The sequence below is a fragment of the Hydrogenophaga sp. OTU3427 genome (assembly GCF_038440225.1).
GTDB lineage: Bacteria > Pseudomonadota > Gammaproteobacteria > Burkholderiales > Burkholderiaceae_C > Hydrogenophaga.
Genome location: NZ_JASATI010000017.1, coordinates 19607 through 31402, shown reverse-complemented (window position 1 = coordinate 31402; position 11796 = coordinate 19607). Strand labels below are relative to the sequence as shown.

Sequence of the window (11796 nt, the reverse complement as noted above, 5' to 3'; positions counted from 1 at the left end):
CATGCCACGTCGTCATTTTCTGCAAGCCCTGGGCGCCGTCGCGCTGGGCGCCACGCTGCCCCTGGGCGGCACCTGGGCCCAGCCCGCGTTTCCCGATCGCCCGGTGCGCATCGTCGTGCCTTTCGCGCCGGGCAACACGCTGGACACCGCGCTGCGCGTGGTGGCCGAGGTCTTCAAGCAGAACACCGGCCAGGCGCTGGTGATCGACAGCAAGCCCGGGGGCTCCGGCATCATCGCTGCCCAGGCCGTGGCCCAGGCCGCGCCCGATGGCTATACCCTGCTGTTGAGCAACACCAGCATGATGACCATCAACCCGCACACCTTCGGCAAGTTGCCCTACGACCCCGAGAAGAGCTTCCGCTCGGTGAGCAACTTCCTCGGCACCTCGATGGTGATGGCGGTGCACAGCAGCGTGCCCGCAAACAACCTGGCCGAGTTCGTGGCCTGGACCAAGGCCCAGCCCGGCAAGGTGTCCTACGCCTCCTTCACGGCGGGCAATTCCTCGCATTTCAGCGGCGTGATCCTGAACCAGCGCGCCGGCATCGACATGACCCACGTGCCTTTCAACGGCACGCCGCCCGCGGTGCAGAACCTCGTGGGTGGCCAGGTCAACGCCGCCTTCCTGCCGCTGCTGGCGGTCAAGCCACACTGGGAGGCTGGCAAGGTCAAGGTGCTGGCGGTCACCAGCCCGCAGCGCTCGGCGCTCATGCCGGGCGTGGCCACCTTCAAGGAGCAGGGCTACCCCGACCTGGAAATCTACATCTGGGCCGCCATCAGCGCGCCGGCGGGCACACCCGACGCGGTGATCGGCCGCCTCAACACCGAGTTCGTCAAGGCCCTGCAGTCGCCCGAGGTGCGGGAGAAATGGCGCGCCATGGACTTCGAGACCCTGCCTTCCACGCCCGACGAGCTGAGCCGCTTCATGGCGGCGGATTCGAAACGCTGGGCGGAGGCGGTGCGGATTTCGGGGTTCAAGGCGACAGAGTGACAGGCGTGTCGTTTTCGTTTGGCTTGCCACGCAGACCCATTCAGCCACCACAACGCCCAATACACGACAAGACACCCATGACTCCTTCTTTCTCCCTGCGCCTGCCCGTTGTCGCGGCCCCCATGTTCCTGATCTCCGGGCCGGAACTGGTGCTGGCCGCGTGCCGGGCCGGCATCGTCGGTGCTTTCCCGACGCCCAACGCCCGCCCGATCGAAGCGCTGGACGACTGGATGAAGCAGATCACCGAAGGCCTGGCGGCGGCGCGCGAGGCGCAGCCGGCGGCGACCATCGGGCCGTGGTGCGCCAACCTCGTCACCCATTCGTCCAACACCCGGCTGCCGCAGGACCTGGAGCTGATCGCGAAGTACAAGCCACCCGTGGTGGTGACGGCGCTGGGCAGCCCCAAGCCGGCCATCGAGGTGGTGCACGCCTACGGTGGCCTGGTGCTGGCCGACGTCATCAGCATCGGTCTGGCCAAGAAGGCCGTGGCGGCGGGCGCCGACGGCCTGGCCTGTGTGTCGGCGGGGGCGGGCGGGCACACCGGTTTCCTGTCGCCCTTTGCCTTCGTGGGCGCGATCCGCGACTTCTTTGACGGCATGGTGGTGGTGGGCGGTGGCATCAGCGACGGCTGGGGCGTGGCCGGTGCGGTGGCGGCCGGGGCCGATCTGGTCTACATGGGCACCCGTTTCATTCCCACGGTGGAAAGCCTGGCGCCCGAGGCCTACAAGCAGATGGTGGTGGAGGGCACGGTGGACGACCTGGTGGTCAGCGCTGGCGTCACCGGCACGCCAGCCAGTTGGCTCAAGGCTTCGTTGCGCGCCAATGGCCTGGACCCGGACAACATGCCGGCCGCGCCTTCGCGCCAGTACGACAGCAGCCAGTCGTTTGCCGGCAAGAAGTGGGTGGACGTGTGGGCCGCCGGCCAGGGGCTGGGCAGTGTGCGCGCGGTGGAACCGGTGGCCACGGTGGTGGACCGCCTGGCCACCGAATACGCCCAGGCCACGCGGCGCCTGGCGGGCTTGCCCTACGGCATGTGAAGGAGCAGCAGATGAACGAACCGGTCTTCATCCTCGGCGGTCACCAGACCGACTTTGCCAAGGCCTGGGCCCGCCAGGGCCAGGACATCTCCGACATGGTGCGCGAGGCCACGCTGGGCGCGCTGGCCGCCAGTGCGCTGGACGCGTCCGAGATCCAGAGCATCCACGTGGGCAACGCCTTTGCCGAGCTGCAGCGCCAGCAGGCCCACCTGGGTTCCATGGTCGCGCAGGTCGTGCCCGAGCTGTGGGGCGTGCCCGCCATGCGCCACGAGGGCGCTTGCGCCTCGTCCTCGCTGGGCGTGCTCAGCGCCATGGCCGAGATCGAGGCTGGCCGCTACGACTGCGTGCTGGTGCTGGGCGTGGAGGAGTTCAAGAACACCGACGGCAACACCGCCTCGGTCAACCAGAACGCCGCCGCCTGGCAGGGCCACGAGGGCATCAGCTGCACCTACATGTGGCCAGCGGTGTTCGGTCTGCTGGCGCAGGAATACGAGCGCCGCTACGGCCTGGACCGGCGCCATCTCAACCGCATCGCCGAACTCAACTACGCCAACGCGCGGCGCAACCCGCTGGCGCAGACGCGCCAGTGGCGCTTCGACGCGTTGAGCTTCACCGACGACGATGAGGCCAACCCGGTGATCGAGCCCGGCACACGCCGGCAGGACTGTGGCCAGATCACCGACGGCGCCTGCGCCGTGGTGCTGGCCTCGGCCCGCTTCGCCCAGGCCCACGCGGCGCGGCGCGGCCAGACGCTGGACCGGCTCGCGCGCATCGCGGGCTGGGGCCACCACAACGCGGGCCTGCGCCTGTCCGACAAGATCGCGCGCAGCCAGGGCCAGCCCTACGTGTTCCCGCACGTTCGCCAGACGCTGGAAGACGCCTGGCGCCGCGCCGGTGTGCCTGGAGTCGAAGCCATGAGCGGCATCGAAACCCACGACTGTTTCACCATGACCGAGTACATGGCCATCGACCACCTGGGTCTCACACCTCCCGGCCAGAGCTGGCAGGCGGTGGAGTCCGGTGTCATCGAGCCCGGTGGGCGCTGCCCGGTCAACATGAGCGGCGGACTGATCGGCGGTGGCCACCCGGTGGGCGCCACCGGCGCGCGCATGCTGTTCGATGCGGCGCGCCAGGTGACGGGCCAGGCCGGCGACTGCCAGATCGACGGCGCCAGCCGCATGCAGACGCTCAACATCGGCGGCTCCTGTGGCACGGTGGTGAGCTTCGTCGTCGAACGTGGGCTCTGACCCAGGGCGCCGCATGACCCACGCACTCATCATCGACGCCGTGCGCTCCCCGCGCGGCCGTGGCAACGACAAGGGCAGCCTCAAACCCCTCAAGCCGGTGGACCTGCTGGCGCAGCAACTCACCGCGCTGCAGGCCCGCGGCGGCTTCGACACCGCCGAGGTGGCCGACGCGGTGATCGGCTGTGTCACGCAGACCGGCGAGCAGGGCGCCAACATCGCCAAGCTGGCCCTGGTGCGCGCCGGCTGGAGCGACGCCGTGCCGGGCGTCAGCATCAACCGTTACTGCGCCTCGGGCCTGAGCGCGCTGCAGTTCGCGGCCCAGCAGGCGCTGGCCAACGACGCGCTGGCGCTGGGCGGCGGCATCGAGATGATGTCGCGGGTGCCCATGGCGGCCGACCGGGGCCCGCTGACCCACGACCTCGACTTCCAGCGCCAGACCGGGCTGGTGCCCATCGGCATCGCGGCCGACGTGGTGGCCACGCTCGAAGGCTTCAGCCGCGCCGACTGCGACGCCTACGCGCTGGCCTCGCAGCAACGCGCGGTGGCGGCGCGGGAGGGTGGGCGGTTTGTGTCGTTGCGGCCGGTGCACGCGGACGATGGCCGTGTGCTGCTGGACGCCGATGAAACACCGCGCCCCCAGACCACGGCCGAGGGCCTGGCCGCCATGGCACCGGCCTTTGCCGCCCTGGGCGGACAATCGGGCGTGGACGCCCTGATGGCCCAGCGTTATGGCCTGGCGCGCATCGACCACGTGCAACACGCGGGCAACTCGCCCGCCATGGCCGATGGCGCGGCCGCCGTGCTGGTGGCCAGTGCGGGCGCGGCACAACGCCTGGGCCTGCGGCCACGCGGGCGCATCCTGGCCACGGCCGACGTGTCGGTGGACCACACGCTGGCGCTGACTGGCGCCGTCGACGCCACCCGCAAGGCGCTGGCCCGCGCCGGCCTCGGCGTGCCCGACATCGACCTGTTCGAGGTCAACGAATCCTTTGCCGCGCTGATGCTGCACTACATGAAACACCTGCAGGTGCCGCACGATCGGCTCAACGTCAACGGCGGCGCCATCGCGCTGGGCCACGCCATGGGGGCCACCGGCAGCGCGCTGGTGGGCATGGCGCTGGACGAGCTCGAGCGGCGCGATGCCCGGCGCGCTGTCATCGCCATCTGTGGTGCGGCCGGTGTGGCCGTGGCCATGGTCATCGAGCGCCTCTGACCGTTCCACGCCGGTCCCGCCACCCATGCCCCATTCCGTCAACCTCGAACTGACCCGCGACGCGCTGTCCACCAGCACGCTGAGCCATGGGCTCAAGGTGTTTGGCGACCGCTGGACCGCGCAGGTGCTGCTGGGCGCCTTCATGGGCGTGCGCCGTTTCGACGACTGGCAGGCCCAGCTGCGCATCCCGCGCCACACCCTGGCCGATCGCCTGAAGTCGCTGGTGCTCATGGACATGTTGCGCCCGCGCCTGTACCAGGAGCGCCCCGAACGCTACGCCTACCACCTGACCGCCAAGGGCATGGCCATGTACGACGCGGTGCTGATGGTGTGGGAGTGGGAACACCGTTTCGGCGACCGCGACGTGGCACTGCCCACCCGCCTGACCCACCTGCGTTGTGGCCACGCCTTCATGCCCGAGCTGGCCTGCAGCGCCTGTGGCGAGGCGGCCAGCATGACGGACCTGCGCTTCCAGCTGTTGCCCAACCCGCGCCTGCCCCACGACACCGCCTCGCCCCTGCGCACCCCGCGCATGACCCGCAGCGACGCGCCCGGCATGGGGCTGGGCTTGCGGGTGGACCGCTGGAGCCTGCTGATCGTGTCGGCGGTGATCCTGGGCTGCCACTACTTTGACCAGCTGTCCGAGGTGCTGCGCATCGGCCCCAGCGTGCTCACGCGGCGTCTGGCCAGCATGGTCGAGTCGGGCCTGCTGCAATGCCAGGTGGACCGCAACGATGCGCGCCGCCGTGTGTACCGGCTGACGGCGGCCAGTCGTGGGCTGTTCGGCTACATCGTCTGCCTGTCCACCTGGGCCAGCCGCGAGCACTTCCACGAACCCAGCTCCATCCGGCCCTTCCACCACGCCTGTGGCAAGGACTTCGTGCCGCGCGTGGCCTGTGGCCACTGCCACCAGCCGCTCAAGCCCTGGGAAGTGGCCTTTGACATGGCGAAAGGACCGCAGGCATGAACACGTCGCTGCAGGTGTGGGCGCAGCTGGGCATCAACGGCATATCGGTCGGTGCCATCTACGCGCTGGTGGCCCTGGGCCTGGTGCTGATCTACAAGGCCACCGAGGTGTTGAACTTCGCCCACGGCGACCTGCTGGTGGTCTCGGCCTTTTCGGCCTGGGGCCTGATCACGGTGGCCGGCCTGCCGTTCTGGGCCGCGCTGCTGCTCACCGTGGCCCTGGTGGCCGTGCTGGCCTACGGGCTGGACGCGCTGGTGATCCGCCGCATCGCTGGCCAGCCGCAGTTTGCCGGCGTCATGCTGACCATCGCCCTGGCCTTCATGCTGCGGGGGCTGGTGAGCATGTTCTTCGGCCCCGAGTCGCGCAACTACCCCACGCCCTGGACGGGGCAGAGCAGCCAGATCGGCGGGCTGGCGGTGGCGCACCTGCAGCTGGTCATCCTGGGTGTGGCCATGGGCGTGACGGCGGTGCTGTTCGTGTTCTTTCGCAACACGCGCCTGGGCGTGGCCATGCAGGCGGCGTCGCAGAACCAGCTGGCGGCCTACCTCAACGGCGTGCGCGTGAAGCGGGTGAATTCGCTGGTCTGGGCTTTGGCCGGCGCCACGGCGGCTGTCGCAGGTGTGCTGCTGGCACCGATCACGCTGGTGGACATCAGCCTGTGGTTCGTCACCCTCAAGGCCCTGGCGGCCCTGGTGCTGGGCGGCTTCGGCAGTGTGCCCGGTGCCATCGTGGGCGGCCTGCTGATCGGCCTGATCGAGCAGTACGCCGGCGTCTACATGCCCGACGGCTCCAAGGACATCGTGGCCTACCTGGTGTTGATCGCGGTGCTGATCGTGCGGCCCACGGGGCTGCTGGGTGAAGCGCATGGGAGGCGGGTGTGAGGTTGCTTCTGTCTTTTTTGTTTCGCGCCACCACTTCGCGGGCCCGGGGCGGCGTGCTGCCCTGCGCCGCTCATGTCCTCCGGCCGGCTGCGCCGGCCTCCGCCTTCACTTCGCTCTGCAGGGCAGCACACCACCCCGGGCCAAACCATGTTCGGTTGGCCCATCGCCGCACCACCCACGTGTTGGTAGCCACGGGTGCTGCCTGCCCGATGCAGCGAAGTGAAGGAGGAGGGCGCGCAGCGCCCGGGGGACATGAGCGGAGTCGGGCAGGCAGTGCCCGTGGCCGAAGCAGCGTGGGACCTGAACCACGAGAACCACAAGAACAACAACAGCGATGAGATTCAACTACCACACCCGCTACCGCGACAGCTTCGCGCTGCTGCGCCACACCGACGAGCGTGTGCTCTATGGCCTGCTGCTGCTGGCCCTGTGTGTCCTGCCCTGGGTGGTCACGCCCTTCCTGCTCGGCGAGCTCGCCTATGTGTTCATCCTGTGCATCGCCAGCCTGGGCCTGATGCTGCTGACCGGCTTCACCGGCCAGGTCTCGCTCGGCCACGCGGCCTTTGTCGCCATCGGTGCCTATGCACACGCCTGGTGCCTGTCCAAGGGATTGCCGTTGCCGCTGTCGCTGCTGCTGGCGGCGGTGCTCACCGGCACCACCGGCCTGCTGGTGGGCATCCCGGCCATACGCGTGTCGGGCCTGTACCTGGCCATGGTGACCATGGCCTTTGCCATCATCGTCGAGCAGCTCATCGGCCACTGGAACTCGGTCACCGGCGGCTTCACCGGCCTGGCCGTGGCCGACCCGCGCGTGTTCGGCTTCGATCTGGGCAAGCCACGCGCCTTCTACTACCTCTGTCTGGCCCTGCTGGTGGCCGTGCTGCTGGGCCTGCTCAATCTGCTGCGCTCGGCCATCGGCCGCGCCATGGTGGGGGTGCGCGACTCCGAGGCCGCCGCCTACGCCCTGGGCATCCACGTGCAGGGCGTCAAGGCCGGCGCCTTTGCGCTGTCGGCCGGCGTCACCGGGCTCGCCGGCGCGCTGCTGGCCCACCACCTCAAGTACCTCACGCCCGACGGTTTCACCCTCATCCTCTCGCTGGAACTGGTGCTCATGGTCGTGATCGGCGGGCTGGGCAGCCTGCGTGGTGCCCTGCTCGGGGCGGTGCTGATCAGCCTGCTGCCCACCGCCATCTCGCGCCTCAAGCCCTGGCTGCCCGAGTCCGTGGCCAAGCAGTTCGGGCTGGAGATCTTCATCTTCGGTCTGGTGCTGGCGCTGTTCGTGCTGTTCGAGCCCACCGGCCTCAACGGCCGCTGGCTCAAGGCCCGCGCGCTGCTGGAGAGCTTCCCGCTCTACCGGCGTGACACCTTCAAGCGCAACAAGCGCTACATGAAATCGGAGCGTTACCGGTGAGCCAGAACCCAGCCTTGCCCCTGCCGCTGCTGAGCGTGCGTCAGCTGGCGCTGTCCTTCGGTGGCCTCAAGGCCATCGTAGACCTCAGCCTCGATGTCTACGCCGGCGAGGTGCTGGCCATCATCGGCCCCAACGGTGCAGGCAAGACCTCGCTGCTCAACACCGTCACCGGCGTGTTCGGGCCCAGCGCCGGCAGCATCCATTTCAAGGGCCAGGACATGACGCAGGTGCCGCGCCACCGTGTGGCCCACCTCGGGCTGGCCCGCACCTTCCAGAACATCGAGCTGTTCGAGGCCGCCACCGTGATGGACAACCTGCTGCTGGGCCGCCACCGCTTCGACCACGGCCGCTGGTGGCAGCAGCTGCTGCGCACCCCGGCCGTGACCCGGCTGGAAGAGGCCGCGCGCGCCGAGGTCGAGGCGGTGATCGAGTTCCTCGACCTCTCGCCCTGGCGCCACGCTTTGATCGCCGGCCTGCCCTATGGCGTGCGCAAGGTGGTGGAGCTGGGCCGCGCCCTGTGCGCCCGACCCGAGCTGCTGTTCCTGGACGAACCCGCCTCGGGCCTGAACCCCGAGGAAACGCGCGAGCTGGCCTTCTGGATCGACGACATCCGCAGCGAGCTCGGCATCACCGTGGTGATGGTCGAACACGACATGTCGCTGGTCAACGCCGTGGCCGATCGGGTGATCTGCATGGCGCAGGGGCGGCTGCTGGCGCAGGGCACGCCGGCGCAGGTGCAGAGCGATCCGGCGGTGGTGGCGGCGTATCTGGGGGCATGAGATGGCTGCACGTTGTTTGAAATGTATGGCTGCTGTTCGACAGGTATCGGCGTGCGTTGCAAGCCGGGTCTCGGCCCGGCGGCCGAGGTACTTTTCTTTGCTTCGCCAAAGAAAAGTACCCAAAAGAAAGGCGACCCCTACCGTCTGTGTCCCTGCGCTGCGCTGCGGGCAACCTGCGGTGCTCGCGCCAGGCGGGGACCGTGCAAACTCGCCTGCGGCTCAAACATGCACGTCCCTGTTTCCGCCTGGCGCTGCGCTCCTCGGCACAGCCAAAAGGGCGCAAGCGGGATCGGGTTCGGACTTCCCTTCATGCCAAGACGACTCGCCGCCGGAGAAGGCCCCCTCTGACCGTGCCGAGCAGTGCAGCAGAGCGCGGAAAAAGAAGGACGCATGTTTGAGCGAAGCGAGTTTGCGGCCTTCCCGCGCGGCGCGAGCAGCGCAGGTTGCCCCGCAGAGAAGCGCAGGGGTCACGGGCAGTGGGGGTCGCCTTTCTTTGCTTACTTTCTTTGGCGAAGCAAAGAAAGTGAGGCGGCCGCCGGGCCGAGACCCGGCCTGCCACGAACGCCCATATCTTCCAACAGCGCCCACGGCAGCGATGGGGGTGTTTCACCCATGACTCCCTTGCTCCAAGTCCAAAACCTCGAAACCTGGTACGGCCCCATCGTGGCCATGCAGGGCGTCAACATCGAGGTGCAGCCCGGGCGCATGGTCGCGGTGCTCGGTGCCAACGGCGCCGGCAAGACCACGCTGCTCAACACCCTGGCCGGGGTGATCGATCCGTTCAAGGGGCAGGTGATTTTCAATGGCGAGGCGGTGCATGGCCGCGACGCCGATGCGGTGTCCCGCCGTGGCCTGGTGCTGGTGCCCGAGGGGCGGCAGGTGTATCCGTTTCTGAGCGTGCGCGACAACCTCGCCATGGGCGCCTACAGCCGGCGCGATGCCGATGGGGTGCGCGACGACCTGGCGCGGGTGCAGCAGTGGTTCCCGCGCCTTAAGGAGCGCGAGTCACAGCACGCGGGCCTGCTCTCGGGTGGCGAGCAGCAGATGCTGGCCATCGGCCGCGCCTACATGGGCCGGCCGCGCCTGCTCATGCTCGACGAACCCTCGCTGGGCCTGTCGCCGCTGCTGACCAAGGAGATTTTCGGCATCGTCGGCCGCATCCGCGACGAGACCGGCACCGCCGTGCTGGTGGTGGAGCAGAACGCCGCCATCGCGCTGGCCCATGCCGATGACGGCTACATCATGGAGCTGGGCCGCATCGTCGCGGCCGACACCTGCGAGGCGCTGGCCCAGAAGGCCGATGTGCGCGAGGCCTACCTCGGCGGTGCCGCGGGCCAGGGCCTCAGTGGCACGGCCCAGCGATGGAGGCGCCGCAAGACATGGCGATGACATACACCCAGGACACCATGGCCACCACGTTGCATGTCAGCACATCACCGGTCCGTTTTTTGGGCCAGGACACACCAGCCCGCGTGTTTCGTGCGCGCTGCGCCGAATGGGCGGACAGGCCCGCGCTGCGCCGCAAGCACCGGGGCTTGTGGGAGAGCGTCACCTGGGCGGGTTACTACGAGCAGGTGCGCGCGGTGGGCCTGGCGCTGGCCGATCTGGGCCTGCAGCGCGGCGAGGTGGTGTGTGTGCTGGCCGAGAACCGGCCCGAATGGTTGTACGCCGACCTCGGCGCGCAGTGCCTGGGTCTGGTGGGCAACGGCATCTACCCGACGTCGTCGGCCGAACAGGTCTTGCACATCCTGCTGGATTCGGGCGCGCGGGTGCTGTTCGTCGAGAACCAGGAACAGCTGGAGAAGGCACTGGCCGTGCGCGCGCGCTGCCCCGGGCTTCAGCACATCGTGGTGATGGAGCGCGAGGGACTGCGCGGCTTCAGCGATCCGGCCGTGTTGTTCTTTGACGAACTGCTGGCGCGCGGCCGTACGCTGGCCAAGAGCCGGTCGGATTTTTTCGAGGCCGCCATCGACGCCGGCCGGCCGGATGACCTGGCCTTTCTCGTCTACACCTCGGGCACCACTGGCGCGCCCAAGGGGGCCATGATCACCCAGCGCAACGTGGTGTTTCAGCTCAGCCGCGCACCGCAGTACCTGGATGTGCGGCCCGGGGACAAGTCGGTGTCCTTTCTGCCGCTGTGCCACATTGCAGAGCGCATGGCTTCGGTGTTCAATCCGCTGGCCATGGGTCTGATCGTCCACTTTCCTGAAAATGCGGGCACCGTGTTCAACGACCTGCGCGAGGTCGCGCCCCATGTGGTGTTCGCGCCGCCGCGCTTCTGGGAAAAGATGTATTCGCAGATCGACCTGTTCATGCGCGACGCCATCGCACCGGCGCGCTGGGCCTATGCCCGCGCGCGCGCGCTCGGCGCGGCCGGCGTGGAAGCCCGCCTGCGGGGCGAGACGCCGCCGCCGCTGGGGCTGTGGGCGCGTGCGCTGCAGTGGGTCGCGTTGCGCAACATCCGCGTCTTCCTGGGCCTGCAGAACGTGAGCAGCGCGCTCACCGGTGCGGCCCCGGTGCCGCCCGACCTGATCCGCTGGTACCTGGGCTGTGGCATCGAGCTGCGAGAGGCCTTTGGCATGACCGAGACCACGGGCTTTTGCACCGCCACGCCCAAGGGCGGCATACGCCTGGGCTGGGCCGGTGTGCGGGCCGAAGGCAGCGAGATCCGCATCGGCGCCGACAACGAGATCCAGATCCGTGGCCCGAATGTCTTTGCCGGTTACTGGCGCCAGCCCGACAAGAGCGCCGAGGCGGTGGACGCCGAGGGCTGGCTGCACACCGGTGACTGCGGCGAGCTCGACGCCGACGGCTACCTGGCCATACGCGACCGCATCAAGGACATCCTGATCACCTCGGGCGGCAAGAACATCACGCCCAGCCACATCGAGAGCCTGCTCAAGTTCAGCCCTTACATCACCGATGCGGTGGTGGTGGGCGACGGCCGCAAGTACCTGACCTGTCTGGTGATGATCGACCAGGAGCACGTGGCGCGCCACGCGCAGGAGCACCAGGTGCCCTACACCGACTTCGCCAGCCTCACGCGCGCCCCCGAGGTGATGGCGCTGATCGGTGCCGAGATCGAACGCATCAACCCGCAGCTGGCGCGGGTGGAGCAGGTCAAGGATTTCCGCATCATCGGCGAGCTGCTGACCGCTGAGGACGAGGAGCTGACCCCGACCATGAAGCTCAAGCGCAAGGTGATCGCGCAGAAATACGCCGCGCTGATCGAACAGATGTACACCAGCGATTGAGCTGCCGTTTTTTACCCCG

The 11796-nt window shown here is 68.8% G+C and carries 10 protein-coding genes; all 10 read left to right on the top strand.

Annotation, left to right across the window (positions count from 1 at the left end):
* Position 1 precedes the first annotated feature (1 nt).
* The 10 genes from AAHB17_RS11875 to AAHB17_RS11830 all read left to right on the top strand — a co-directional run bounded on the left by AAHB17_RS11875 (position 2) and on the right by AAHB17_RS11830 (position 11777).
* Positions 2 to 988: a Bug family tripartite tricarboxylate transporter substrate binding protein gene (locus AAHB17_RS11875; RefSeq protein WP_342130788.1), complete on the top strand. Its 987-nt coding sequence runs from the start codon at positions 2 to 4 to the stop codon at positions 986 to 988.
* Between the two features lie 77 nt (positions 989 to 1065).
* Positions 1066 to 2025 carry an NAD(P)H-dependent flavin oxidoreductase gene (locus AAHB17_RS11870; RefSeq protein WP_342130787.1) on the top strand — a complete coding sequence of 320 codons (960 nt, stop codon included), beginning with the start codon at positions 1066 to 1068 and terminating at the stop codon, positions 2023 to 2025.
* Positions 2026 to 2036: 11 nt separating this feature from the next.
* Positions 2037 to 3272: an acetyl-CoA acetyltransferase gene (locus AAHB17_RS11865; RefSeq protein WP_342130785.1), complete on the top strand. Its 1236-nt coding sequence runs from the start codon at positions 2037 to 2039 to the stop codon at positions 3270 to 3272.
* Positions 3273 to 3285: 13 nt separating this feature from the next.
* Positions 3286 to 4485 (top strand): acetyl-CoA C-acyltransferase, encoded by a 1200-nt coding sequence (locus AAHB17_RS11860; RefSeq protein ID WP_342130784.1) that lies wholly within the window; start codon positions 3286 to 3288, stop codon positions 4483 to 4485.
* 25 nt (positions 4486 to 4510) lie between these two features.
* Complete coding sequence (locus tag AAHB17_RS11855; RefSeq protein WP_342130783.1) at positions 4511 to 5452, top strand: winged helix-turn-helix transcriptional regulator; 942 nt, start codon at positions 4511 to 4513, stop codon at positions 5450 to 5452.
* Positions 5449 to 6333 (top strand): branched-chain amino acid ABC transporter permease, encoded by an 885-nt coding sequence (locus AAHB17_RS11850; protein ID WP_342130782.1) that lies wholly within the window; start codon positions 5449 to 5451, stop codon positions 6331 to 6333. Before AAHB17_RS11855 ends, AAHB17_RS11850 begins: the two co-directional genes overlap by 4 nt.
* A gap of 334 nt (positions 6334 to 6667) precedes the next feature.
* Positions 6668 to 7744, top strand: coding sequence for a branched-chain amino acid ABC transporter permease (locus AAHB17_RS11845; RefSeq protein WP_342130780.1), 1077 nt, complete (start codon positions 6668 to 6670; stop codon positions 7742 to 7744).
* Positions 7741 to 8523: an ABC transporter ATP-binding protein gene (locus AAHB17_RS11840; RefSeq protein WP_342130779.1), complete on the top strand. Its 783-nt coding sequence runs from the start codon at positions 7741 to 7743 to the stop codon at positions 8521 to 8523. The genes AAHB17_RS11845 and AAHB17_RS11840 overlap by 4 nt, the downstream gene beginning before the upstream one ends.
* 612 nt (positions 8524 to 9135) lie before the next feature.
* Entirely contained in the window at positions 9136 to 9912 is a 777-nt protein-coding gene (locus AAHB17_RS11835; RefSeq protein WP_342130778.1) for an ABC transporter ATP-binding protein, read from the top strand.
* Positions 9909 to 11777 carry an AMP-dependent synthetase/ligase gene (locus AAHB17_RS11830; protein WP_342130777.1) on the top strand — a complete coding sequence of 623 codons (1869 nt, stop codon included), beginning with the start codon at positions 9909 to 9911 and terminating at the stop codon, positions 11775 to 11777. Before AAHB17_RS11835 ends, AAHB17_RS11830 begins: the two co-directional genes overlap by 4 nt.
* Positions 11778 to 11796 lie beyond the last annotated feature (19 nt).